The organism is Rhodococcus sp. NJ-530 (assembly GCF_003860625.1).
GTDB lineage: Bacteria > Actinomycetota > Actinomycetes > Mycobacteriales > Mycobacteriaceae > Rhodococcus_F > Rhodococcus_F qingshengii.
The window spans coordinates 3043665-3069226 of sequence record NZ_CP034152.1 but is presented as its reverse complement, the minus strand read 5'-3'; the positions used below and the strand labels follow the sequence as shown (position 1 = coordinate 3069226).

Sequence of the window (25562 nt, the reverse complement as noted above, 5' to 3'; positions counted from 1 at the left end):
TGGGTTCTAGTTAGGCTGTACCCATGAATGCGTGGTTGGTACGTGGCCTCGGCATGGCCCTGATACATGTTGTGTTTCGTGCGTTGCTCGGTGCAGCGATCGCACAGTGGCCACTTCAGGGGTCCACCCTGCGCTGGCTGTCCCTGTTGATCGTCATCGTCTTCGCCGCGATCTGGGGTGGTATCGACGGCATTCGTGACCGCCGGAACTTCCCCGAACCAGAGGACGGCGCCGATCTGACCATGCTGTGGCTCAAGGCCGCATTGGTCGGCGGGTTCGTCGCCGGCGCTGCAAGCTGGGCACTCAGCCTCGTCCCCTCCCTCGAACTGACCCAGCAGGGCTTGTTCTTCGAGGTGACCTCCGGTGCGGCGTTCACGATCCTTCTCATCTTCGTCCCCGCCATGATCGCCATCACCGTCGGACGCTTCTTCGTCAGCCGTGAACAGCGCAAGAACGGAACAGCTCCGCAGACCCCGTCCCATGAGCGTCACCACGAACCGGTGCCCGTCAGCGAGGGCTACGACTCCCCCACCGAGCAGCACGCATACAGCGGAGCCGCCATGTCCGTCGAGGAATCCGACGCCGATACCGCGGTCTTCCCGGCGATCGATCTGGGCAAGCGCGAGCAGTAACGCCCACCGTCCACACAACCGAATGCGGCCCCGAGGATATTTTCCTCGGGGCCGCATTCGTGTGGCTGTTTTTTCGACTTCCCTCGTTCAGCCTCGCTCGGCGAGGAACCTGATCGCCAGCGGATACGCGGCGACGCCGAGTCCGACGATCACTCCGGTCGCAATCGGACTCAGGTAGGAGTGGTGCCGAAACTCTTCTCGCGCATGAACGTTCGAGATGTGTACCTCGACGAGACCTGCGGTCAGTTCGGCGCATGCATCTCGCAGGACCACCGACGTGTGCGTCAAGCCACCGGCATTGAGGATCACCGGTTCCCCCGCGTCCGCCGCGTCGTGGATCCAACCGAGCAGATCGCCTTCGTGATCGCTCTGACGGACGATCACCTCGACGCCGAGCTCCTTGCCTGCCGCGACGCACAATTCGATCAGATCGTCGTGTGTGGTCGCGCCGTAGACCTCGGGCTGACGCTTACCCAGACGCCCCAGATTGGGTCCGTTGACGACGTTGATCCTCACAACAGGACCGTTCCGCCGGCCGGCCGCGCATCGCGGGCAATCGCGGAGTACGCCGCAACCAGCAGACTCGGATCCGGCCCCTCGAGGCGACCCGGCTTGGCCAGTCCGTCGAGGACCACGAAACGCAGCAGCCCGGCACGGTTCTTCTTGTCGGTCTGCATTCCCTTCATCAGATCGCCGAACGCATCACCGTCGTACGACGTCGGCAGCCCGACGAGATCGAGGATCGACTTGTGACGATCCGCGGTGGCGTCGTCGAGTCGGCCCGCGAGCCGTCCGAGTTCGGCAGCGAAGACCAGGCCGACGGAGACAGCGGCACCGTGGCGCCACTTGTAGCGCTCACGACGTTCGATCGCGTGGCCGAGGGTGTGGCCGTAGTTGAGGATTTCGCGCAGATCCGACTCGCGCAGATCCGCGGCCACGACCTTGGCCTTGACCTCTACGGAGCGCCGAATCAACTCGGGCAGAACAGTTCCCGACGGATCGAGAGCTGCCTTGGGATCGGCTTCGATGAGATCCAGGATCACCGGGTCGGCGATGAATCCGGTCTTGATGACCTCGGCCATGCCGGCAACGATCTCGTTGTGCGGCACAGTCTCGAGCGTCGCGAGATCGATGAACACCGCTCCCGGTTCGTGGAACGAACCGACGAGGTTCTTGCCCGCTTCGGTGTTGATACCGGTCTTGCCGCCCACTGCTGCGTCGACCATCGCGAGCAAGGTGGTGGGGACGTGAACTACCTTGACACCGCGCATCCACGTAGCCGCGACGAAGCCGGTGAGGTCGGTCGCCGCTCCCCCGCCCAAGCTCATGATCGCGTCGCTGCGAGTCAGGCCGATCCGGCCGAGCACGTCCCAGCAGAAGCCCGCCACAGCAAGATCCTTGCCGTCCTCGGCATCGGGGATCTCGATACGGTGGGCGTCGATTCCCTTCTCCGCCAACGCAGCCCGTACGGCCTCCGCGGTCTCTGCCAGCGGCGGCTGATGGAAGATCGCGACAGTGCGCGCGCCGTCGAACTCGGCGACGAGATCACCGAGCAGGCCGCGGCCGATCACGACCGGGTAAGGACTTGCGGTCTTCACCTCTACACGTACGGGTTCGGTCACTGCTCCACTACTCCGCTCCGGTTGTTCATTTGTCTTGAAGTTTCGACACCAGTTGCCCGACGACACGCGCCGGACTTCGGCCGTCGGTCCGAATCCGAATCGTGGCCGAACGCCGGTACAGCGGACGACGACGCCTCATCAACTCCTGGTACTTGACCTTGGGATCTCCGCCGGCCAGCAGCGGGCGATGATTGTTCGCCCCCGTGCGGCGAAGCCCTTCGGCGACACTGATCTCGAGGTAGATGACCGTGTGCCCCTGGAGCAGTTCGCGCGTGCGATCGGAGAGGATCGCACCACCGCCGAGCGAGACGATTCCGTCGGTGGACTGCAATGCTTCGCGAACCACCGATTCCTCGATTTCACGAAACCGAGGCTCTCCGTCATGGGTGAAGATCTCCGGGATCGTCCTACCCGTGGTCCGTTCGATCTCGGCGTCGGTATCGACCAACTCGAGTTCGAGTGCCTGCGCGAGACGTCGACCGATGGTCGATTTGCCGGCACCGGGCGGACCGATGAGTACAGCCTTCGGCTTCATCGATACGTGAGTCCTATCGAGGCGGTCGGGCTGCGATGCCCTCGGCGTAACGACGGTAGTTGGCAGTGGTTTCAGCAATGGAATCACCACCGAACTTTTCGAGTGCGGCCTGAGCCACGACGAGCGCGACCATCGACTCGGCGACGACGCCGGCGGCCGGAACCGCGCACACGTCGCTGCGCTGGTGGATGGCAACCGCTTCCTCGCCGCTCTCCATGTCGACCGTCGCCAGAGCGCGCGGAACCGTCGAGATCGGCTTCATCGCGGCGCGAACTCGAAGAGCCTCACCATTGGTCATGCCACCTTCGATTCCGCCTGCGCGGTTCGTGGAGCGCACGATGCCGTCCGGGCCCGGACGGATCTCGTCGTGAGCTTCGCTGCCACGACGGCGCGCGGTCTCGAAGCCGTCGCCGACCTCGACACCCTTGATGGCCTGAATTCCCATGAGAGCAGCAGCAAGTCGTGAATCGAGACGCTCGGCGCCGCTGACGAAAGTGCCGAGTCCGACCGGCAGGCCGTGGATGACGACCTCCACGACGCCACCGAGGGTGTCGCCGTCCTTCTTCGCCGATTCGATTTCGGCGATCATCGACTCTTCTGCAGCCTTGTCGAATGCGCGGACCGGGCTCGCGTCGATCGCGTCGAGATCCTTGCCCTCCGGCACGGGTCCGACGTACGGCTCGGAAGCACCGATGGAAATAACGTGTGAAACGACCTCGGCACCGAATACCTGACGCAGGAAGGACCGTGCGACGGTTCCAGCGGCCACGCGGGCTGCGGTCTCGCGAGCGCTGGCGCGCTCGAGGACGGGACGCGCGTCGTTGAAGCCGTACTTGAGCATGCCGCTGTAATCGGCGTGTCCGGGACGCGGGCGCGTCAACGGGGCATTGCGAGCCTGATCGGCGAGCAGGTCCGGGTCGACCGGGTCGGCGGACATGATGGTTTCCCACTTGGGCCACTCGGTGTTGCCGATCTCGATGGCCACGGGGCCACCGAGCGTAAATCCGTGGCGGACACCGCCGATGATGGTGACCTTGTCGGCCTCGAACTTCATCCGTGCGCCACGGCCGTAACCGAGTCGACGACGGGCAAGTTCGGACGAGATGGCCTCAGAGGTCACTTCGACCCCCGCGACCATGCCCTCGAGCATCGCGACGAGGGCGGGACCATGGGATTCTCCGGCAGTTATCCAACGCAGCACGCCGACCATCTTTCCACGTCGCAGACCTCAGTTGTCACAGTGGTCCTCCCGGTGAACACAGATGGCCCACACGCACGAGGCGTGTGGGCCATCTCAGAGGTACCTGTGGGTCTAGAACAGGCGGAATCCTCCACCGTTTGCGTTGATGTCAGCCAAACCGATGTTGATGTCCGCCGAGTTGTCGGGAGCGTGGAACGGCGGCGGAAGCGGCTCGAAGCAGTACGGCGGGAAGCCGTTGCTGATCAAGCCCACCAGGCGGTCACCGACGACGAGCGGTCCACCGGAATCACCGGGAATCGAGCACGTGTGCTCGACGATCTCACCGTAGACGGAGTCGTAACCCCAGGTGATACCGCACGTGTTGCCGGTCGAACGGCCTTCCTTGCACACGATCGTCCCCGGTGCCGGCGGGGCGCCGATTCCGTTGATCGTCGTGCCGCCGACGGTACGCAGCGGAGCTACCTTGGCGTCGTCGAGATCGATCACGGCGATGTCCGAGACCGGACTCGAGTAAGAGAACCGACCGATGGGTCCGGCCTCGGGCAGGTACTCGGCGAACACCCGGTCCCCGACAACTCCGCAGTGTCCGGCGGTGAGTGCCACGAGAGAACCGGCGTTGTCGTAGCCGACCGCGGTCAACGTGCATGCTGCAACTCGGTCAGGATCGGAGTGATCCACGTCCGGCAGCAGGATGCCTGAGCCCCCGCCCAGCGCCACCGATGAAGGTGCAGGCGCGGCGCCGGCGACGCCCGCTCCTGCAGCCACAGCCGCCAAACAGGCTGCCGCAGCGACGAAAAGCCTTGTGCGCATAGGTTCCCCCGATAATCGAGTGCGAAACGAGATTCGTTTTGTCCCATTTCCGAAACCTCAGTGAACGTCAGGGTGTGGACATTCGGCAAGTCCGACTCGCCGCATACTGGGACCGCGCGCTGGCAATACCCGCATTTATGAAACCGACGGTTACGTCTTTCCTGCAGTTCACCGTCCGTCGTTGAACGGTCAATAACGCCAGACTTCTCGCGGATGTTGCACTCGTCACGTCAGCCAGGCAAACGCAATCGAACCGCAGGCTGCCAGGCACATCGAGGGTCCGTGCGCAATGGGCGAATTATGGGCTACCGGCCCTCGTCTTCGCAGTTCCAGCGCGGTGCCCAGCGTTGCGGTGAGCACCGACGCAGACACCAACGACCACAGCCAGGCGTCCGCTCCCACCAATCCGGTCACGGCGCCCAGAGGAAGCGAGAGCTTCACATCGCCGACACCCATGGAACCAGGCGACATCACGTGCGCCAGGAGGTGGATTCCGGCGAGCAGTGCCGACCCCACCGCCGCCACCCACACCGTTCCCGACACCGTCGCGTAGACCATCACGACGGCGTAGCCCGGCAGCGTGAAACTGTTGGGCAGCCGACGCACAGCCAGGTCGACAGTCGAGATCGCGACGCACCACCACACCACGGCGAGACCGGAAAGTAACTGCACCACCGAGGTATTCAGCGCACCGACGACAACCCAGCCTGTTGCGACGGCGCACTGCGGCACACAACAGAAAGTCACGACTGGTCGATAACCGTATCGCCGCAACCAACAGTCGACGATCGCCTGAGCACCGAAACCAGCGATTACCCCAGCGCCTGCCAAGACCACCAACGTCCACATGGTTTCGAGCTTGGCGTCTGGCGTTCACCAGCGGCAGACTACGAATTGTCTTGTGGACTACCTCGACACTGTGAACAGAGCTAGGCGATAGCGGCTGCCATCGCCTCTCGCGGAGCGGGCTTGCCCGTGAACTGCTCTACCTGCCCGAAGGCCTGATTGAGCAACATCTCGAGGCCGCCGATCACCGTGCCATCGGCCGCCTCGACAACCGAAGCAAGTGGCGTCGGCCAGGGGTTGTAGATCGCGTCGAGGACAAATCGCGCCCTCCCCAATTGCTGGGCAAAGGGCGCTGCCGCTTCCGCGGGAACGGTACTGACCAAGACCGAGGATTCGGCGCAGATCCCGCCTAGCCGTGCGTCGTCGAAGGCGACCAGATCAATGTCCAACCCGACCGCGCCGCCGCATTCGATGGCACCGGATGCGCGCCCCGGATCACGCGCGACCACGGTGACTGTCCGAACTCCCATGTCGGCCAACGCGACCAATGCCGGCCGCGCGGTGCCGCCCGCGCCGACAACTACCGCCGAAGTGCCGCTGAGATCGCCGACACCGCCGGCGATCAACGCACCGCTGACTCCGTCGACGTCCGTGCAGTCGGCACGCCAACCGCCGTCGATGCGAACCAGGGTGTTGGCCGAGCCGATGGTCACCGCTCGCGGTGTGCGTTCGGTGGCATATTCGAGTGCTGCGATCTTGCCCGGCATCGTCACCGAGAGGCCGATCCATTCGGGGCCGAGTGAGTCGACGAGGGCAGGCAACTGCTCGCCGGTGCATTCGATCCGCTCGTAGGTCCAATCGCTCAGCCCCAAAGCCGCGTACGCCGCAAGATGCAGCAACGGGGACTTCGAGTGAGCGATCGGGCTTCCGAGAACTGCCGCCTTACGTGGCGTCGCGAGCGAAGTCGCGGTACTACCGTCCACTGTCGAGAATCCCACTTTGCTGTGCCAGTTCGATGTTGGCCAAATGCTCCTCGTAGCTCTTGGTGAAGAGCGTCTGGCCTTCCTTGTTGATTGTGACGAAGTACAACCAGTCACCGGCCGCCGGAGATTCCACGGCCTTCAGCGCGTCGATGCTCGGCGAAGCGATGGGCGTTGCAGGCAGACCCGGCATTGCGTACGTGTTCCACGGCGTGACGCGCTCACGGTCGGCATCCGTGGTTGCGACCTCGGTGGTGTCGAGTGAGTAGTTGACCGTGGAGTCGAACTGCAGAGGCTGATCGACTGCGAGTCGGTTGACGATCACCCGCGCGACCTTGGCCATGTCAGCGGGCAACGCCTCACGCTCGACCAGCGACGCTGCCACCAACAACTGGTACGGAGACATTCCGACCCCGCTGCCGGCTGTCAGAATTCCCGTGGCCTCGTACTTGGCGGCGCTACCCTCGACCAACGACCGCAGGATCTCGGTGGGCGTCGCAGTGGGATCGAAATCCCAACTGCTGGCGGCGATCAGGCCTTCGAGCTGACGGTCCTTGTCCGGCACGCTCTTGACCGACGACATCGCCCAGTCCGGCACGCCGAGCGAAGCCAGATCGGAAGATGCTCCCGCAGTGTTCAATTCGTCTGTCGAGACACATTTCTGAGCGGAAACCGGGCCGACACAACTCGCCTCGGAAATGAGGTTGTAGATGCCCTTCTTGAGCGAGCCGGTCTGCGCGTCCGAACTGTCGTGCAGCTGACGCCCTTCGGCGATGACAACACTGCCGACTCGGGAGTCCGGGGCAACCAAGGTGTCGAGTGCGCTCGCGGCGCTACTCTGCACCGGCACCTGGTAGAAGCCGGGTTGCACCTTCTGGATCTCAGACGGATTGGCGATCGCCGCGTTGTAGAAAGCAGCGGAACTCGCGACGACGTTCTTCGCCTCGAGCGTCGCACCGATCTCCGATGCGGTTTCTCCACTGTTGATCTGGATGACCACGGGTGCGCCGCCGGGGCCGGCAAAATCCTCCGCGGTCTTGTTGCGATCCATGTACCAGAGAGCGCCGTATGCACCGACACCGAGGACTGCGATCACCAACACCAGCAGGGCGAGAACGCCGACCTTCTTGCCACGCTTGGCGCGCTTGTTGCGCGCTTCGCGTTGCTTGCGTGCCTCGGCTCGCGACATGTGCGGCGGATCGATGTTCTGCGGCAGTGCACGCATGACCATGGTCTCGTCGTTGTCGAAGTCGAACGAACTGGTGGGCCGGCTTCCGCCGCCCTCATCCCACCGCGCGTTCACAGATCGCCCTCCAGTGCAGCGTCCTTCGACGACTCCCCTGGTTTCACAGCTCTACTCCGCTCGTCCAGCCAGCCTTGCAGGATTTCCACCGCCGCAGCCTGATCGATCATCGGTCGCTGGCCGCGTGCCTTGACTCCACTTTCGCGGAGATTGCGCGCAGCCGTGACGGTCGTCAGTCGTTCGTCGGACAGTCTCACCGGGATCGGTTCGACGGCCCGCTGCAGTCGTTTGGCGAATGCAGTCGCGATACCGGCGGCTTTACCTTGCTCACCGCGCAGCGTCTGTGGCAGTCCGACGATAACCTCAACGGCCTCGTATTCGGACACGATGGCGATAATGCGCCGGATATCCGGCGCGTCGGGCCCACGCTCCTTCGAGCGTGGAACCGTTTCCACCGGTGTCGCGAGGATGCCGTCGGGGTCGCTGGACGCGACGCCGATGCGAACACTGCCCACGTCGATGGCGATGCGCCGCCCGCGACCAGGGTCGTCGATGCCGGGGCGATCGGGACCCTGTTGCGTAGCCACCACCGTCAGCTGCCGCCCGCCAGCTCTCCGACTCTGTCCCGGATCGCATCGAGCGCCGCCGGGATTCCTGCGGAGTCCGAACCCGAACCCTGGGCCATGTCGGGCTTTCCGCCGCCGCGGCCGCCGATCTTGGGACCGAACGACGCGACCAGCTCACCGGCCTTCACACCGAGACCTTGAGCTGCCTTGCTCGAGGCGACCACGAACGGAACCTTGCCGTCGACGTCACCGAGCAGAGCTACGACGGCAGGTTCGGAGCCGAGGCGACCCTTGATGTCCGTGACTAGGCTGCGCAGGTCGTTTCCGCCGACTCCGGCGGGAGCAGGCTCGGCGATGACGAGGACACTGCCGATGCGCTTGGCCTTGGCGACGTACTCGCCTGCTGACGCCAGCACAGCCTTGGCCTTTGTCTGCTCGAGTTCCTTCTCGGCCACCTTGAGTCGCTCGACGAGCGCCTCGACGCGGGCGGGCACCTCTTCCGAAGGAACCTTCAGCGAGGAGGAGAGTCCGGCCAGGAGCGCGCGTTCCTTGGCGAGGTAGCGGTAGGAGTCCAAACCGACGTACGCCTCGACGCGTCGGATTCCGGAGCCGACCGACTGCTCACCGAGCAGCGTTACCTGACCGATCTGTGCGGAGCTTCCGACGTGAGTGCCACCGCACAGTTCCATCGAGAACGGGCCGCCGATTTCGACGACGCGAACCTCGTCGCCGTAGTTCTCACCGAAGAGTGCCATCGCACCCATCGCCTTGGCCTTGTCGAGATCCGTGACAAATGTGTTGACCGCGTAGTTCGACGCCACGGCTTCGTTGGTGAGTGCCTCGATGTCCTGCTTCTGGGAGTCGGACAGCGCGCCCTGCCACGAGAAGTCGAAGCGGAGGTAACCCGGCTTGTTGAGCGAGCCCGCCTGCACCGCGTTGGGGCCGAGCACCTGACGCAGCGCCGCGTGCACCATGTGGGTGCCGGAGTGCCCCTGGGTTGCACCCTTGCGCCACTCGGCGTCGACGTGCGCGAGTACGACGTCGCCCTCGGTGATCTCACCCTTCTGCACCGTCACCTTGTGCGTCCAGACCTTCTTGGCGATCTTCTGTACGTCGTTGACCTTGGCTTCGAGGCCCGGAGCGGTGAGCGAACCGATGTCGGCGATCTGTCCACCGGACTCTGCGTAGAGCGGGCTGCGGTCGAGGATGACCTCGACGTCCTGACCGGCCTTCGCGACCGGCACGCGGACACCGTCGACGATCAGTGCGAGGACGTGAGCCTCGGAGACGAGTTCGTCGAAACCGGTGAACTCGGTGGCGCCTCGGTCGAGCAGTTCCTTGTAGACCGTGAGGTCGGCATGGGCGTGCTTACGAGCCTGAGCGTCGTCCTTGGCGCGCTTGCGCTGCTCGGCCATGAGCGTGCGGAAGCCGTCCTCGTCCACGGTGAGACCGGCCTCGGACGCCATCTCGAGCGTGAGGTCGATCGGGAAGCCGTAGGTGTCGTGCAGTGCAAATGCCTGATCGCCGGCGATGACCGACTTTCCGGACGACTTGACCGTCTCGGCAGCATTCTCGAACAGAGCAGAACCCGAAGCCAGCGTCTTGAGGAACGCGGTCTCCTCGCCGACGGCAACGTTCTCGATGCGCGTGAAGTCGGTTTCCAGAACCGGGTACGACGGCGCCATCGTGTCGCGGACGACGATCATGAACTCGCGCATGGTGGGCTGCTCGCTGCCGAGCAGTTTGGCCGAACGCACGATGCGACGCAGCAACCGGCGCAGGACGTAGCCGCGGCCGTAGTTGCCGGGGTTCACACCGTCGGCGATCAACATCGCTGCGGTGCGTGCGTGGTCGGCGATGACGCGGAAACGGACGTCTGAAGTGTGGTCGGTCCCGTAGACACTGCCGGTCAGTTCGGCGGCCTTGTCGATGACGGGGCGGAGAAGATCTGTCTCGTAGACGTTTTCGACGCCCTGCAGGAGGAACGCAACGCGCTCGACGCCCATGCCGGTGTCGATGTTCTTCTTCGGCAACGGTCCGAGGATCGGGTAGTCGCCCTTGTTGGTGCCCTCGCCGCGCTCGTTCTGCATGAACACGAGGTTCCAGATCTCGATGTAGCGATCCTCGTCGGCTTCGGGGCCACCCTCGACGCCGTATTCGGCGCCACGGTCGTAGAAGATCTCCGAGCAGGGGCCGCACGGCCCGGGAATGCCCATGGACCAGTAGTTGTCCTTCATGCCGCGGCGCTGGATGCGCTCTTCGGGCACTCCTACCTCGTCGCGCCAGATCGAGAATGCTTCGTCGTCGTCGAGGTAGACGGTGGCCCACAGGCGCGTGGGATCGATGCCGTATCCGCCGTCCTCGACCGAACCTGTCAGCAACTGCCAGGCGTGGGAGATGGCTTCCTTCTTGAAGTAGTCACCGAAGGAGAAGTTGCCCGCCATCTGGAAGAAGGTGTTGTGGCGGGTGGTGATGCCGACCTCTTCGATGTCCAGGGTGCGGACGCACTTCTGCACGGACGTCGCCCGTGAGTAGGACGGCGTCTGCTGCCCGAGGAAGAACGGCACGAACGGAACCATGCCCGCGTTGACGAACAGAAGGTTCGGGTCGTCGAGAATCAGCGAGGCGCTGGGCACCTCGGTGTGGCCGGCCTTGACGAAGTGGTCGAGGAATCGCCTGCGGATCTCGTGGGTTTGCACTAACCGGTCCTTACCTTCAAGAGCGTCGAGCTATGGGTGTCCAGACTAACGCGTCGGCCGGTGGAACCTGGCAGGCGTCAGCCACGAACTATTCGGCGAAGTTTGCTCACCCGATCGGCGATCTCCCGCTCGTTGCCGTGCGCGGTGGGCTGGTAATAGTCGACACCCACCAGATCGTCCGGTGGATACTGTTGCCGCAGAACACCATCACGTGTGTCGTGCGGGTACTTGTATCCGACTGCGTTGCCCAATTGCTCGGCACCCTTGTAGTGCCCGTCACGCAGGTGCGGCGGTACCAGTCCGGATTTTCCGGCGGCCACGTCGGCCATGGCCGCGCCGAGTGCGGCGATGACCGCACCCGATTTGGGAGCCGTCGCCAGATGAATGGTGGCCTGTGCCAGCGCCAGACGAGCCTCCGGCATACCGATCAGCTGCACTGCCTGCGCCGCGGCGGTGGCAGTCTGCAGCGCCATCGGATCAGCCATGCCGATGTCTTCGCTGGCGTGAACCACCAGACGCCGTGCGATGAAGCGAGGGTCTTCGCCCGCGGTCAGCATCCGTGCGAGGTAGTGCAGGGCGGCGTCGACGTCTGATCCACGAATGCTCTTGATGAATGCACTGATGACGTCGTAGTGCTGATCTCCGGCACGGTCGTACCGAACCGCGGCCTTGTCGACACTGGCCTCGACGGTCGCGAGGTCGAGCACCACCGGGCCCGAAGCGTCACCTGCGGTGTCCAGTGCAGCTCCGGCGGCAGCCTCGAGTGCCGTCAGGGCTCGGCGGGCGTCGCCGGCCGCCAGACGAACGAGGTGTTCCATCGCGTCGTCGTCGATCGTGATCGCTCCGCCGAACCCGCGTTCGTCGGCGACAGCGCGCTCGAGCAGTTCCTGGACATCCGCAGCGGTGAGCGATTGCAGTTGCAGGACCAACGAGCGCGACAACAGAGCGGAGACGACCGAGAACGACGGGTTCTCGGTGGTCGCGCCGACCAAGAGCACGATGCGGTTCTCGACCGCGGCGAGCAAGGCGTCCTGCTGGGTCTTGGAGAAGCGATGAACCTCGTCGATGAACAAGACGGTTTGTTCGCCGTTCAGCAGGCGGCGGCGCGCGAGTTCGATGACACCGCGGACTTCTTTGACTCCGGCGGACAGAGCCGACAGAGCCTCGAACCGGCGGCCGGTAGCACCCGAGATCAACGATGCGAGCGTGGTCTTGCCGGTGCCGGGAGGTCCGTACAGGAGTACCGATGCGGCGCCGGACCCCTCGACCATTCTGCGGAGTGGCGCGCCGGGCCCGAGTAAGTGCTGTTGACCGACAACTTCACCAAGAGTGAGCGGACGCATGCGGACAGCCAGAGGAGCTCCGGGCGGCACCGAGGACAGGGCGCGCTCGGCTACAGACACGACATCTGGTTCGTCGACGATCGCGGCTTCCTCCGGAGTTGCCTCGAACAGGCCGTCTTCCGCCACCACGCCGTCTTTCGCCCCCGCACTGTCTTCCGCTTGCCAATCGCTCACGAATCGACGCTACTAGAGACCACCGACGCCCGACACAATCCGCTGTTCCGCCAGCCCTCACCCAGTCGTGAATCCGCATTGGATAGCGTTGTCGCCATGAGCACCTCCGAGATCGCCACCGTCCTCGCGTGGCACGATGCACTCAACTCCCAAGACGTCGACACTCTGCTGCAGTTGTCGAGTGACGACATCGAGGTAGGCGGCCCCAAGGGCGCGAGCCAGGGACTCGCTGCCCTGCGCGAGTGGGCCACCAACGCCGGCATCACGCTCGTCCCCGGAAAGATGTACGTCCACCACGGCGTGGTCGTCGTCGAACAGACCGCAACGTGGGCGGCCGAACCGGACAAGTCCGCGACCCTGGCCTCTGCTTTCCGAGTCGTGGCCGACCAGGTGACTTCGACGTTCCGGCATCCCGATCTGGCGACGGCGCTCGCGGCGACGGACCTGTCCGAGAACGATCTGGTCTCCGACAACTGAGCGGACTCGACCGAGAAAGGGCGCTCGTGCTTCGTGCACGGGCGCCCTTCTGTGTGTGATCGGTCAGGGCCTCAGCTGAACTCGGTCCGCAGCGCCGCCACGACGTCGCGGGCGTGTGCCTCGACGGCGTCGTTGCCGGCGAGCTGAGCCGAGCGTGCGAGCCTGGCCCAGCGTCCGACCAGTGCGTCGGCGCGTGGAATCGAGAGATAATGTTCGCGGACGGCGGCGATACGCGAATGATCCTCGGGCAGGTACAGATAGGTACTGAGCCAGACCCAGATGAGTTGGGCCTCGACGATCCGGCGCCCCAATTCGGCCTCGTCGGCCAGGGCGGGCCACATCCCCACGACCTCGGCCCGCCAGGCATCGACCATCGCCGACGCCCGCTCTTCGGTCAGGTCGATGTTGCACAGGCAACCGGGGAAAGACACCAACGCGTAGGTGATGTCGAGGAGGGCATCGCGGTAGCCACCCCACTCGTAGTCGAGGAACTGCACGCCGTCGTCGTTGACGATGATGTTGTCGGGGCACAGGTCCGACGGACTGAAGGCACGGAACCGGCCACCGCTGAACAGTGTCTGCGCATGCTGAACCTGCTCGAGAATGTCCGAACTCACATCGATGCCGAGACTTTCCACCAGCATCGCGGGAACACCGGCCACGGCACGTCCCACCTGATCCGCAACTTCATCGGAGCAATGGGCAACCTCGGCTCGACGCAGCAGTGCGGTGAAGTCGTCCTCCCGGCCGACGGTCGCGGCGTGCATGCGTCCCATTGCCTGAGCCATGGCCATCAACGTGTAAGTGACGGTGTCCGGGTCGGAGTCTTCGAGTCGGACGCTGATTGCGGTGGCGTCGCCGAGATCACTCAGGATCAGGAGGCGAGCATCGAGGTCGGACGCCAACAGTTCGGCGCCGGGGCGTGCGTCCTTGGCAAGCGCGTTGGCGAACTGATACGACACCGCTTCACGAAGGAATGCGGTCTCGACGTCGAAGTCACCTTCGGACGCGGCCGGGAGCGCAATCGCTGTTTTGGTAGCTCCCTGGAAGTTGTCGCGGACCTGCTTGATCACCAAAGTTCGGGGCAGGGAGAACGGGTTCTCGGCGACACGAACGCGCAGCACGACGGTGCGGCCACTCCCCCCGAGATCTACGGGATCCACCAGGGTTACGGGTGCCCCTGTGCGGCGTGTCAGCAACTGCTCAGCAGCTGCGACGACTTCGGAAACGGGGTCTGCCAGTAATGCGGTCATCACCGACCAACTTACCCGTTAGTGACTCCGATCATGCCCAGCTCGTCCGCTCGCAGCGGAGAATTCAAGGCCTCACAGCAACAGAAATTGCCGACTACCTGCGGCGATGACAAAAGTCCCCAATCGCCACACCGGCACACAGTTCTCTCGAGAATTTTGCTGTCGGTGAGCAGAACTCCGAACCTGCGACGTCATGGAGTCTTGTCCTCGTCGACAAATCGAGAAATGCCTTTCAACGCTGCTTCGAATTCCTCGTCGGCCCGGGTTCTGAGCCAGAGAACAAGCACGCAGGCAGTGACGATCCCGAGCAGGTTGACAGCCAGTTGCAGAGACGACAACCCGGCGATCCGCCATTCTCCGTTTGCTGCCGCAACCACCGCGAAACCGGCGGCAGGAACCGTGGTGACAGAGATGAACACCCCGACCAAGGCAGCGGACTTCGACGAGACGAGTGCCAGCATCCCAGCCGCACCGGCAAGAAGCGCGACGACAAACGAAATGGGCCCGACCTTGTATACGAAATCGACCTCGTGGAGTGACTCGAGACTGACGACGTCCATCCATCCGAAGAACTTCACTACGAACGTTGCGGCAAGCGTCACGCCCATCGCGATGGGGAATCCGACGGCAAGCGCGAGAATCGAACGCCGACGCAACCGTCGATCCCGCCGTACGAGTGCGACTGCCAAAGCAGCCAGCGGACCGAACTCCGGACCGACGACCATGGCGCCGACGATCGTGATCTGAGAGTCGGTCACGACGCCGATCGCGGCCAGCAGACACGCAATGGTCAGGAACGCGACGAACAATCCGTTGAGAGTCGACTCTTCGCGAGTGCGGGACAGCAATTCCTCCCACACGACGGAATCCGCGGGATCACCAGGCACGTCACGCTCGGCTTTGCGCGCCGCCGCCGACAACACCGTCTCGACCGGTACGAGCGTCATTCCGCCGTCCTCGGCGACGCCGAGTTCGTTCAGGGCATCGACGACGTCGTTTGCCGCCTCACGGGCGACGTCGGCCTCCACCATGTCGCCGGCAGGATGAACCGCGACGTCGCGCATCACGACGATGTGTGTCGCGCCCCGCTGCGACGCGAGCGCACCGAGAACTTGCTCGGTGCGCTCGGTCGGGCAGATCACCCGCAAATGCAGCATGGCGATCCGGTGTCGGCTCTACTTGGCTTCGCCGGTGTCGCCTTCGGACTTCTTGTCCTCTGACTTCTTCTCGGGCTTCGCGTCGATACCCGATTCCTTGCGCTGCTGAGCCGAGATCGGTGCCGGAGCATCCGTCAGCGGGTCGACGCCGCCGCCGGACTTCGGGAACGCGATGACCTCACGGATGGAATCCATGCCGGCGAGGAGCGCGGTGATGCGGTCCCAGCCGAATGCGATTCCGCCGTGCGGCGGCGCACCGAAGGCGAAGGCGTCGAGGAGGAAGCCGAACTGCTCCTGCGCCTCTTCCTCGGAGATACCCATCACCTTGAACACTCGTTCCTGAATGTCCTTGCGGTGGATACGAATACTGCCGCCGCCGATCTCGTTGCCGTTGCAGACGATGTCGTACGCGTAGGCGAGAGCGGAATCCGGATCGGTGTCGAACGTGTCGAAGAACTCCGGCTTCGGCGACGTGAACGCGTGGTGCACGGCGGTCCACGCGGAGTGGCCGAGAGCGACGTCACCGGATGCAGTGGCGTCGGCGGTCGGCTCGAACATCGGAGCGTCGACGATCCACACGAACGCCCACGCGTCAGGATCGATGAGGTCCTTCTTGCGGGCGATCTCACCACGGGCAGCGCCGAGGAGGGCGCGCATCGGCTTCGTTGCACCAGCTGCGAAGAAGACGCAGTCTCCCGGCTGAGCTCCGACGTGGGCGGCCAGGCCCTCACGCTCGGCGTCGGTCAGGTTCTTGGCAACAGGTCCACCGAGAGTGCCGTCTTCACCGACCAACACGTACGCCAGACCCTTGGCCCCACGCTGCTTGGCCCATTCCTGCCAGGCGTCGAGTTGCTTGCGCGGCTGGCTTGCACCGCCGGGCATCACGACGGCGCCGACGTACTCCGCCTGGAACACGCGGAACGTCGTGTCCTTGAAGAAGTCCATGCACTCGACGAGTTCGATGTCGAAACGCAGGTCCGGCTTGTCGCTGCCGTAACGACGCATTGCCTCGGTGTAGGTCATGCGGTCGATCGGCGTCTTGATCTCGTGGCCGACGAGCTTCCAGAGCGCCGTCAGGATTTCCTCGGCGAGCAGGATGATGTCGTCCTGGTTGACGAAAGCCATCTCGATGTCGAGCTGAGTGAACTCGGGCTGGCGATCGGCGCGGAAATCCTCGTCGCGGTAGCAACGTGCGATCTGGTAGTAGCGCTCGATGCCGCCGACCATGAGGAGCTGCTTGAACAGCTGCGGGCTCTGCGGCAGTGCGTAGAAGCTACCGGGCTGAAGGCGCGACGGCACCAGGAAGTCACGGGCACCCTCGGGCGTCGAGCGCGTGAGCGTCGGAGTCTCGACCTCGACGAACTCGTGATGCGCGAGAACGCCGCGCGCTGCAGCACTTACCTTGGAGCGCAAGCGAATTGCGGAGCCGGGGCCTTCACGACGCAGGTCGAGGTAACGGTACTTGAGGCGCGCTTCTTCGCCGACCTGATCGTCGAGCTGGAACGGCAGCGGTGCGCTTTCGTTGAGAACCTCGAGTTCTGTGGCGTTGACCTCGATCGCTCCGGTGGGGATCTCGAAGTTCTGGTTGCCCTCTGGGCGAACCTCGACCGTTCCGGTCACGCGAACGCAGTATTCCGCGCGCAGACGGTGCGCCTGCTCGGCCACGTCACCTGCCCGGAAAACTACCTGCGCAACTCCGGATGCATCACGGAGATCGATGAAGATCACTCCGCCGTGATCACGACGCCTGGCTACCCAACCGGTGAGCGTTACGGTCTGCTCTGCCTGCTCGGGTCGCAATGAACCGGCGAGATGTGTGCGCAGCACGGGATTCCTTTCGAACTACTTCCAATAACCGACGACCGACTACTTTGCCTGCGATCCTACGGAGCGAACTGCACAGAGCGGAAACGCGGACCCGCATCGCATGCGAAGCTATCTCCAGAAGTGACGGCAAGCACTTGTTCACGACAGCAGAAAGCGGACATAGATGACCTTCAACGAGGGGGCCCGCGGCGAAGCGGGACGCGTTCAGGTTCAAGGCGGCGGGGGTGGCGGTGGCCGCGGCGGCAAAATCGCGATCGGCGGTGGCGCGGGCGGCATTATCGTTCTGATCCTGGCGCTGTTGTTCGGCGGTGACCCCGGCTCACTCCTGGGTACGTCTACCGAGACTTCGAGTTCGTCGACCGGACTGTCGTCGGTCGACGAGTGCACCGGCGCTCAGGCAAACGCCGATGTGAACTGCCGCGTCACACTGACCGTCGGAAGCCTCGACGACGTTTGGGAACAGCAGTTGGTCAAGCAGACCGGCACGGCGTACGTGCGACCCGAAGTCATTCTGTTCAGCGGTTCGGTCAACACCGGTTGCGGCCAGGCGTCTAGTGACGTCGGTCCGTTCTACTGCCCGGCCGACCAGACTGCGTACTTCGACACGAGTTTCTTCCAACTACTCGTCGACCGTTTCGGTTCCAGCGCCGGACCGCTCGCACAGGAGTACGTGGTCGCGCACGAGTTCGGACATCACATCCAGAATCAGCTCGGCGACATCGGCCGCGCGCAGGCCGACCCGCAGGGTGAGCAGTCGGGTGCGGTTCGCACCGAACTCCAGGCCGATTGCTACGCAGGCGTCTGGGCACATTTTGCGGACACGATTCCCGATCAGGCGACCGGTCAACCGTTCCTGAAGCCCTTGTCAAAAGACGACATTCGCGACGCGTTGTCCGCCGCCTCGTCGGTGGGCGACGACCGTATCCAAAAGTCCACGACCGGTCGGGTCAACCCTGAAGGTTGGACACACGGCTCCTCCGCACAGCGTCAGGCGTGGTTCATGACCGGATACCAGACCGGCCAGATTTCGTCGTGTGACACGTACTCGGCGCGGGATCTGAACAACCCGCCCGACCTCAAGCGATAGCGAATCTCCGAAACCATCCCACCGACAATTTTTTCTGTCTTGACAGATTTAGTTGTCGGTGGGATGGTTTTCTCATGTTGGACGTAGCAGTCATCGATCGCCCCGGAGCTGCCGAGGCGTCGCTCGATCCGATTCGGCAACGGATTCTGGCCGAATTGGCGGTGCCGGGATCGGCATCCTCGCTGGCGCCCCGGATCGGGCTGACACGCCAGAAGGTGAACTACCACCTGCGCACTCTCGAAGACCACGGACTTGTCGAGCTCGTCGAGGAACGCAAGCGAGGCAACATGACCGAGCGAATCATGCAGGCCAGTGCCGCGTCGTACGTCATATCCCCTGCCGCCATGTCGGCGCTCGCCCCGGACCCGGGCCGGTTCCCCGATCAACTCTCGGCGCGCTGGCTCGTCAGTCTCGCAGCGCGGATCGTCCGAGAGGTCGGCGAACTGATCGCCGGAGCAACTGCAGCCGGAAAACCGTTGGCGTCCTTTGCCATCGACAGCGACATCACCTTTGCCACGGCGGCCGACCGTGCCGCCTTCGCCGGCGAACTCGGCGAGTCGATCAACTCACTCGTCGCCAAGTATCACGACGGCAATTCCGAAGGCGGACGCAAACACCGCCTCGTTGTCGCCCTGCATCCCAGCCTCACCACACCCCAAACCATCACAACCCAAGCGATCGACGCGCCCGAAACGGAGAAGTAGCAATGTCCGAGAAATTCGAAATCCGCCGCGAGGTGGTCGTCCCAGGAACCCCCGAGCAGATCTGGGCCGCCATCTCGGCCGAAACGGCCGGCTGGATGTTCCCCTCCCCTCTCGAGATCCCCGCCGACGGCAGCCGCCCGGACAGCCCGATCATCGCCACGTGGGAGCCACCCCGCGAACTCGCCATCCACATGCAAGGCCCCGACGGCTGGTTCAACAACCTTGAATACGTCGTCGAGGCCCGCGACGAGAGCACCGCCGTTGTCCGCTACGTCCACGCCGGAGTGTTTGCCGATGACTGGGACAACCAGTACGACGGTGCGAGCAAGCACACGGACTTCTACCTGCACAGTCTCGGCCAGTATGTGCGGTACTTCGCCGGCAGGCCCACCACCTATGTCTCGGCTGAAGGCCCGGAATCCTCGTCCGCGCCGCAAGCGATGGGAACGCTTCGCAGCGCCCTCGGAATCACCTCGGGCGCCGCTGTCGGTGACTCCGCGTCGGTGGAAGTCCCCGGAATCGGAACCGTCGACGCGATTGTCGACTACATCAACGACTGGTTCATCGGCTTGCGCACCCAGGACGCATTGCTGCGGTTCTACGGCCGAAATGCTTTCGGCGGCACCGTCGACGCGGCCCATCACCTCTTCGCAGAGGGTGCTGACGGTGGATCAGCAACGGCAGCGTGGCAGGGCTGGCTCGACGGCGCGTTCGCCTGAGTCGTCACACTCCCCGCTCTGCTGACACGCGACCGTCGTCGATCGCGGTCAGCAGAGCGGCGTGATCGCGAGCATTACGCTTGGCGTAGGCAGCCGCGAACTCCCCGATCGCGAAATCGAATTCGGTTCCGTCACCGAGATATTCGGCGATCGCTATCCGATCGGACGAGCGAGCGTGTGCGTAGGCAAGGACCCTGGCGCACAGGCGCCCGTAGAGTTCCAGCCCCTGCGGCACCATCTCTTCGATGACTGCCGACCCTTTACCGTCACGCAGTTGACGAATGTAGAAATCGTGCTCACCCTCGTCGAGCCCCGGCCCTCGTTCCCAGCCGAGAAAGATGTCGCTTGTCGCTTGCATCAAGCGTTGCCCGTTGACGACGCGTTCCCCTTCGTTCTTGAAGGTCGGACCATCGACGTAGCCGGACAATACCGAGGGTTGCGCTTCCTTGACCTGCAGGATCAACGGATCGTCGTCGTCGACTCCTTTCATGAGGATCATCCATGCGCGTGTTCCGACGCTCCCGACACCGACAACCTTCCGCGCAATGTGCGTCATCTCGAAGCTTTCGAGCAACACCCGACGGTCCCACTGCAGCGTGCTCCGATACGACCGAACGCGCTGACGTAGCAACTCCTCGATCTGCGTGAGATCGGTCCCTGCGAACAACTCGTTTGCGGGCACGATCAGCGGCGGATCACTGATGAATTGCCGCCGGCCGTCGACGATTTCGGTGAACTTGCCTGCCGCCTGCACACTGTCGCGGCGACGAGCCTTGTCCAGCGTCGCTTGTGTGCGAGCAAGCATGCGCTTCTTCAGGTCGATCTGGAGAGCCTCGAGCCCGTCCTCGGGTGCGATGTGCGAGTACCAGACTGCAAGATTTCCCAATCCTGCCTGGGTGATCATGGTTTCCCGATACTCGGCCGCGCATCCGCGAACGATCTTCTTTCGCTCCTTGCCCGAAAATCCGTTGTCCTTTGCGGCGATCACCAAACTTGCGGCCAGACGCTTGACGTCCCATTCGAACGGTCCCGGGTACGTTTCGTCGAAGTCGTTGATGTCGAACGCGAGCTTTCGCTCGGGCGTCGCATAGATACCGAAGTTGCTCAGGTGCGCGTCGCCGCAGAGTTGGCTGGCAAGACCCGAATCCGGACTGCGTGACAAATCGTCGGCCATCACCAGAGCAGCGCCGCGGAAGAACGAGAACCGCGATGCCGACATCCGCCCGTATCGGATGGGCACCAGGTCCTGCACCCGCGACTTCGCCTGCAATTCGAGCAGTGATATCGGATCACGGTCACTCTCTGCCAGATCCGCGAGCGCGGCCAATGGCGTATCTCTACGCGCCTGGCGCCCGCGCGCCCGCCTTTCGTCGACCGTGAGATGCTCGGTACGCACTGCTGTCATCTGCCCGACCTTTCACTCGCAACGGCTATCGCTACGAACTCGACGCGTCGGGCGTCGTGCGGCCTCCTGATCCGCGCGCTGCGCGTACCAGGAGTTCCGGACTTGACACCAACGCCTTGCGCCACGGAAGTACCCCGTCGATCTCAATCTGAATCGACAGGCTCAGCACGGTCCTAATAAGAACGATCATGCCCAGAACTGCGGCGTCTGTCAGCGACGGCGACGACGTCACCGTCTTCACCAGATCAGCGGCGACAAGGATCTCGAGGCCGAGAAGGATGACCGCGCCCATGGTCTCGCGCAGAGTACGAAACGCCGAACTACCGTCCCGCGTTCGACTCCATGCGCGCCCCGCGATCACGAATGCGAACACGAACCCGAGAACCATGGCGACAACACCGAGTACCTCGAACCATTCGGTGACCAGCTCGAAGAACCTGATTTTGTCCATGGTCATGATTCTCGAGGTAATGCACCGATAAGTCGAGGTGACACGACGGCGTCAGCTGAAGATCCGCTCGATGTCGTCGAGTCGCAGCTCGGTCGCGCGGGGAGAATAGCCCGAGCCCCATAGGCTGTCGTCGACGTAATGGACGTTCCCCGAGCGGACAGCGGGAAGACGCTCCCAGAGCGGGTTCATTGCCAACTGCGCGCGGACGTCCTGCTGGTCCTGGAATGCGCCCACGATGATCACGTCGCTGGTCACCTGATCGAGTTGCTCCGCTGTGAGTGTGCGCGTGAACTCCTCCGATGTAGCTCGTTCGCCGGGGAAACCGAGGGCGTCGAGAAGAGCGTCGACCTGGTTGTAGACGACACCGTTCTCGCCGGTGCGGAGGAGGGTCACCGACGGCAACGAACCGAGGGCGGAGAGTCGATCCTTGATTGTGAGGAGGCGCTCTTCCGTTCTCGCGTTCAATTCCGCAGCAGCGTCTTCGCGTCGGACCGCGACGCCCATCGAGGTGACCAACTTCTTCATCTCGGCCCACGTGAGGTACCCGTTGAAGCCGGCGAATACTGGAACACCGGTCGCGGAGAGTTCGTCGTAGGACTTTGCCGCATAAGCATTTCCGGCCGTCAGGAGCATGACGATCAGATCCGGCGACACGCCGATGATTGCTTCCTTGTTCCACGTTCCCGCCGTGCCGAGGTTCGGGATGTTCGCAGCCTCCGGCATCGTGCGCAACACCGCGTCACCGCTCACACCCTCGAGACCGAAGAAGCCGCCGACGATCTTCTCCGGCGGCACACCGAGGTCGAGCACCGTCGCCATGGCGCTGACATGGGCGATGACCATTCGTTGCGGATCCGAAGGGATCTCGACACTGCCCGTCTCGTCCTGCACCGTGACGAGACCGCCTGACTCCAAGCCATTTTCGTCACTGCTGCACGCTGCCAGCAAGGTCGCGGCCGCGGCACCGAGCCCGGCGCCGAGGAAACCCCTGCGCGTCAGCGCATCGACGATGCGTTTCCACTGCTCCTCTGTATCGAGTGCGGTGTTATCGAGTGCGGGCGCCAGGCAGATCGAGTTCGGCACAGTTCGGTCCATTCGTTCGAGCGGTCGAGAATCACCTCGATTGTGGCTATCGAACCGTCGAAACTGAACAGGATTTCGAGCCGACAACTATCGCTGTCCGGTCACACCTTCTTGACGACGCTCGACTTCAATTGCATCGGTCCGATGCCGTCGACCTTGCAGTCGATGTCGTGGTCACCAACACCCTGAACAAGGCGGATGTTGCGAACTTTCGTACCTGACTTGATGCCGGTCGGACTGCCCTTCACCTTGAGCGTCTTGACGACCGTCACCGTGTCGCCGTCCGCAAGAATGTTGCCTACGGCATCCTTCACCACACCCAGGTCCTCGCCGGCACTATCGGTCGGCGCCCACTCGTGCGCGCAGGACGGGCAGACCATCAACGCGCCCATCTCGTAGGTGTATTCGCCGGCGCATTCAGGGCAAGGGGGCAAGGTGTCTTCCACGCGGTTCATCCTATCCACCAGGCACCCGATCCCCATTTTTGCGTTTCATGAGGCATTCTTGGGCGAAATATTGCATTCGATGAAACTTTGCACTCTGTGCAATTATGGATGAAATGGGAACCGAAACTCTCGGATTGCGCGAACGAAAACGAATTGCGACGAGGCAGCTGATCGAGCACACCGCCGTCGAACTCGTTCTCGACCTGGGCTATGACGAAGTGACCGTCGAGAAAATCTGCGAAGCCTGCAATCTGTCGACCCGCACGTTCTTCAACTACTTCCCCACCAAGGACGCAGCGATCGGTGGGCTCATGCTCGTCGTGCCAAGTGAGACGACCATGCTCACGCTCATCGGCGAGCACCCGGACGATCCGCTGCGCGGCGCCCTCGCGGTATTCGAGGCGGCGATGCAAATCGTCGACGAGCGACCCGATCTGCTCGCGCATCGACGCGAATTGTTCGAGCGTCATCCCACGCTGTTGCAACAACATCTGGCCACCTTCCACGATCTTGAAGACACGCTCACCCGGATCCTCACGCGGGAGTTGTCGAACAGAACCGAGTATCGCCGCCTGCACTCGGACACAGCCGCTGCCGACGAAGCCACAGCAACGGTCATCACCGCAGGCGCCGCGATGCGTTACGTCTTCCGAAAATGGCAGAACAGTGAACGGGCAAGCCCCAGAACAGATTTGCTCGATCCGGCACTACTCCTGATGGCTCGAATACTGAGGTCCGAGAGCTGATCCACACTCTCGCACCCGCCGTCACTCAACTAAGGAACTACATGTCCACTCGAGAATCTGCGACCGTCGAGCCCGACGGCACGCATACCGACACCGAGGCCTCGCCGGACAAACGGTCGATCATCCTCGTTTTTGTCGGGCTGATGATCACGATGCTTCTGGCCTCGCTCGACCAGATGATCTTCAGTACCGCGTTGCCCACCATCGTGGGCGAATTGAACGGCGTCAACCACATGGTCTGGGTGACGACGGCATACATCCTCGCCTCGACCGTCATGATGCCGGTGTACGGAAAACTCGGTGACCTGATCGGCCGCAAGGGCCTCTTCATCGGCGCCATCAGCATTTTCATCGTCGGTTCGGTGATCGGCGGTCTGTCCCACGACATGACCACACTCATCGCTGGTCGAGCCGTGCAGGGACTCGGCGGCGGCGGATTGATCCTGCTGTCCCAGGCGATCATCGCCGACGTCGTCCCCGCCAGGCAACGCGGCCGGTACATGGGTGCGATGGGCGGGGTGTTCGCACTGGCTTCGGTTGCCGGTCCCCTACTCGGCGGCTGGTTCACCGAGGGCATCGGTTGGCGTTGGGCCTTCTGGATCAACATCCCCCTAGGCCTACTCGCCATCGCGAGCGCGATGGCATTTCTGCACCTGCGGAAGCCGAACCTCGGCAAGCCTCGCATCGACTATCTGGGCATGGTTCTCGTCGCGACGGCAGCGACGTGTCTGATCCTGTTCACGACCTGGGGCGGAAACACCTACGCCTGGGGATCGGCCGTCATCATCGGGTTGATCGTCGGCTGCGTCGTGACGGCAGTGGCTTTTGTCTTCGTCGAAAAGCGTGCCGACGAACCGGTGATTCCGATGCACCTGTTCGCTCAGCGCAACTTCGTGTTGACCACCGTCGCCGGCCTGATCATCGGAATCGCCATGTTCGGTGCGCTCGCCTACCTGCCGACCTACATCCAAATGGTGACCGGCAAGAACGCCACCGAAGCTGGATTGATGATGATTCCCATGATGGCGGGCCTGCTCGTCGCCTCCATCGGGTCCGGCCAGCTGGTCAGCAAGACCGGCCGCTACAAGATCTTCCCCATCGTCGGAACATCCATCGTCGCTGTTGCTCTGGTCCTGCTCTCACGTCTGACGCCGTCGACCTCACTGCTGGTCTTCGGTTGCTACATCGCACTCATGGGCATCGGACTCGGCCTCGTCATGCAGATCTTGATCTTGATCGTGCAGAACACCTTCCCCGCGGCCGAAGTGGGAACGGCCACCGCGTCGAACAACTTCTTCCGCCAGATCGGTGCGTCGTTGGGCAGCGCGATCGTGGGCAGCCTGTTCGCCTCGCGTCTGACCAATCTCCTGGCCGAGCGACTCCCGGCGAATGGCGGCGCGGTCGGTGGTGACGAGAACTCCTTGACCCCGGGAATCCTCTGGAAGTTGCCGAGCCAGGTTCGCGAGATCATCGTCGGTGCATACAACGACGCGCTGGCGCCGATCTTCCTGTACCTCGTCCCTTGGTCATCGCGGCGGTTGTCCTGTTGCTCTTCGTCAAGGAGAAGCCCCTCGCGACGACGATCGATCGCTCGGCGCCCCCGCTCGAGTAATTGA

The 25562-nt window shown here is 63.4% G+C and carries 24 protein-coding genes and 1 pseudogene; 7 read left to right on the top strand and 18 right to left on the bottom strand.

The genetic code is table 11. The features are described 5' to 3' along the window. Nucleotides 1-23 precede the first annotated feature (23 nt). A complete protein-coding gene (locus tag EHW12_RS14530) occupies nt 24-632 on the top strand; it encodes a B-4DMT family transporter (RefSeq protein ID WP_019748369.1) in 609 nt (202 codons plus the stop codon). An 87-nt stretch (nt 633-719) separates the two neighbouring features. Here EHW12_RS14530 and aroQ read toward each other — a convergent pair whose 3' ends face one another. The 11 genes from aroQ to EHW12_RS14475 form a co-directional block, all read right to left on the bottom strand. Continuing rightward, nucleotides 720-1148: a type II 3-dehydroquinate dehydratase gene (gene aroQ, locus EHW12_RS14525; protein ID WP_003944916.1), complete on the bottom strand. Its 429-nt coding sequence runs from the start codon at nt 1146-1148 to the stop codon at nt 720-722. Further along, nucleotides 1145-2254: a 3-dehydroquinate synthase gene (gene aroB, locus EHW12_RS14520; protein WP_003944873.1), complete on the bottom strand. Its 1110-nt coding sequence runs from the start codon at nt 2252-2254 to the stop codon at nt 1145-1147. The genes aroQ and aroB overlap by 4 nt, the downstream gene beginning before the upstream one ends. 25 nt (nt 2255-2279) lie before the next feature. Beyond that, nucleotides 2280-2789, bottom strand: coding sequence for a shikimate kinase (locus EHW12_RS14515; RefSeq protein WP_003944778.1), 510 nt, complete (start codon nt 2787-2789; stop codon nt 2280-2282). A gap of 13 nt (nt 2790-2802) precedes the next feature. Continuing rightward, nucleotides 2803-3990 carry a chorismate synthase gene (gene aroC / locus EHW12_RS14510; RefSeq protein ID WP_003944974.1) on the bottom strand — a complete coding sequence of 396 codons (1188 nt, stop codon included), beginning with the start codon at nt 3988-3990 and terminating at the stop codon, nt 2803-2805. Between the two features lie 111 nt (nt 3991-4101). Next, nucleotides 4102-4800: a S1 family peptidase gene (locus EHW12_RS14505; protein WP_003944959.1), complete on the bottom strand. Its 699-nt coding sequence runs from the start codon at nt 4798-4800 to the stop codon at nt 4102-4104. Nucleotides 4801-5025: 225 nt separating this feature from the next. Further along, nucleotides 5026-5649 (bottom strand): A24 family peptidase, encoded by a 624-nt coding sequence (locus tag EHW12_RS14500; RefSeq protein ID WP_050794071.1) that lies wholly within the window; start codon nt 5647-5649, stop codon nt 5026-5028. Nucleotides 5650-5729: 80 nt separating this feature from the next. Next, nucleotides 5730-6569: a shikimate dehydrogenase gene (locus EHW12_RS14495; RefSeq protein WP_125051045.1), complete on the bottom strand. Its 840-nt coding sequence runs from the start codon at nt 6567-6569 to the stop codon at nt 5730-5732. After that, on the bottom strand, nt 6559-7869 hold the full coding sequence (gene mltG, locus EHW12_RS14490; RefSeq protein ID WP_003945033.1) for an endolytic transglycosylase MltG: 1311 nt from the start codon (nt 7867-7869) through the stop codon (nt 6559-6561). The genes EHW12_RS14495 and mltG overlap by 11 nt, the downstream gene beginning before the upstream one ends. Beyond that, a complete protein-coding gene (gene ruvX, locus EHW12_RS14485) occupies nt 7866-8399 on the bottom strand; it encodes a Holliday junction resolvase RuvX (protein WP_003944838.1) in 534 nt (177 codons plus the stop codon). Before ruvX ends, mltG begins: the two co-directional genes overlap by 4 nt. Nucleotides 8400-8401: 2 nt before the next feature. Next, the gene (gene alaS, locus EHW12_RS14480; RefSeq protein ID WP_019748361.1) at nt 8402-11074 is read right to left on the bottom strand and encodes an alanine--tRNA ligase; all 2673 of its coding nucleotides are present in this window, start codon (nt 11072-11074) and stop codon (nt 8402-8404) included. A 77-nt stretch (nt 11075-11151) separates the two neighbouring features. Then, nucleotides 11152-12477: a replication-associated recombination protein A gene (locus tag EHW12_RS14475; RefSeq protein ID WP_223304671.1), complete on the bottom strand. Its 1326-nt coding sequence runs from the start codon at nt 12475-12477 to the stop codon at nt 11152-11154. Nucleotides 12478-12687: 210 nt separating this feature from the next. Here EHW12_RS14475 and EHW12_RS14470 point away from each other — a divergent pair, with 210 nt between their 5' ends. Continuing rightward, nucleotides 12688-13068, top strand: coding sequence for a nuclear transport factor 2 family protein (locus EHW12_RS14470; RefSeq protein WP_003944973.1), 381 nt, complete (start codon nt 12688-12690; stop codon nt 13066-13068). Between the two features lie 71 nt (nt 13069-13139). Here the strand turns inward: EHW12_RS14470 and EHW12_RS14465 are convergent, their stop codons facing one another. The 3 genes from EHW12_RS14465 to aspS form a co-directional block, all read right to left on the bottom strand. Then, entirely contained in the window at nt 13140-14321 is a 1182-nt protein-coding gene (locus EHW12_RS14465) for a kinase (protein WP_042448767.1), read from the bottom strand. A gap of 191 nt (nt 14322-14512) precedes the next feature. Continuing rightward, nucleotides 14513-15478, bottom strand: a complete 966-nt coding sequence (locus EHW12_RS14460) for a DUF389 domain-containing protein (RefSeq protein WP_007728045.1) — start codon at nt 15476-15478, stop codon at nt 14513-14515. A gap of 18 nt (nt 15479-15496) precedes the next feature. After that, nucleotides 15497-17305, bottom strand: a complete 1809-nt coding sequence (gene aspS / locus EHW12_RS14455; RefSeq protein ID WP_003944808.1) for an aspartate--tRNA ligase — start codon at nt 17303-17305, stop codon at nt 15497-15499. A 163-nt stretch (nt 17306-17468) separates the two neighbouring features. On the opposite strand from aspS, the gene EHW12_RS14450 reads away from it, so the two are divergent. The 3 genes from EHW12_RS14450 (at nt 17469) to EHW12_RS14440 (ending at nt 19815) form a co-directional block, all read left to right on the top strand. Next, nucleotides 17469-18392 carry a neutral zinc metallopeptidase gene (locus tag EHW12_RS14450; protein ID WP_003945028.1) on the top strand — a complete coding sequence of 308 codons (924 nt, stop codon included), beginning with the start codon at nt 17469-17471 and terminating at the stop codon, nt 18390-18392. Nucleotides 18393-18466: 74 nt separating this feature from the next. Continuing rightward, nucleotides 18467-19096, top strand: coding sequence for a helix-turn-helix domain-containing protein (locus tag EHW12_RS14445; RefSeq protein WP_007728048.1), 630 nt, complete (start codon nt 18467-18469; stop codon nt 19094-19096). 2 nt (nt 19097-19098) lie between these two features. Next, nucleotides 19099-19815: a hypothetical protein gene (locus EHW12_RS14440; RefSeq protein WP_063316429.1), complete on the top strand. Its 717-nt coding sequence runs from the start codon at nt 19099-19101 to the stop codon at nt 19813-19815. 4 nt (nt 19816-19819) lie between these two features. On the opposite strand, the gene EHW12_RS14435 is transcribed toward EHW12_RS14440, so the two are convergent. From EHW12_RS14435 to EHW12_RS14420, 4 genes are all read right to left on the bottom strand, one after another. Further along, a complete protein-coding gene (locus EHW12_RS14435; protein WP_007728051.1) occupies nt 19820-21220 on the bottom strand; it encodes a DUF2252 domain-containing protein in 1401 nt (466 codons plus the stop codon). Between the two features lie 31 nt (nt 21221-21251). After that, nucleotides 21252-21671, bottom strand: a complete 420-nt coding sequence (locus EHW12_RS14430; protein ID WP_007728052.1) for a DUF1622 domain-containing protein — start codon at nt 21669-21671, stop codon at nt 21252-21254. A gap of 51 nt (nt 21672-21722) precedes the next feature. Then, the gene (locus tag EHW12_RS14425) at nt 21723-22754 is read right to left on the bottom strand and encodes an ABC transporter substrate-binding protein (RefSeq protein WP_233272426.1); all 1032 of its coding nucleotides are present in this window, start codon (nt 22752-22754) and stop codon (nt 21723-21725) included. A gap of 101 nt (nt 22755-22855) precedes the next feature. Next, the gene (locus EHW12_RS14420; protein WP_003944988.1) at nt 22856-23200 is read right to left on the bottom strand and encodes a zinc ribbon domain-containing protein YjdM; all 345 of its coding nucleotides are present in this window, start codon (nt 23198-23200) and stop codon (nt 22856-22858) included. Nucleotides 23201-23313: 113 nt separating this feature from the next. Between EHW12_RS14420 and EHW12_RS14415 the strand changes: the two genes are divergently transcribed. Together EHW12_RS14415 and EHW12_RS14410 are read left to right on the top strand one after the other, a co-directional pair. Next, a complete protein-coding gene (locus EHW12_RS14415; RefSeq protein WP_003944787.1) occupies nt 23314-23946 on the top strand; it encodes a TetR/AcrR family transcriptional regulator in 633 nt (210 codons plus the stop codon). A gap of 41 nt (nt 23947-23987) precedes the next feature. Beyond that, nucleotides 23988-25558: pseudogene (locus tag EHW12_RS14410) on the top strand (MDR family MFS transporter). Nucleotides 25559-25562: the final 4 nt, after the last annotated feature.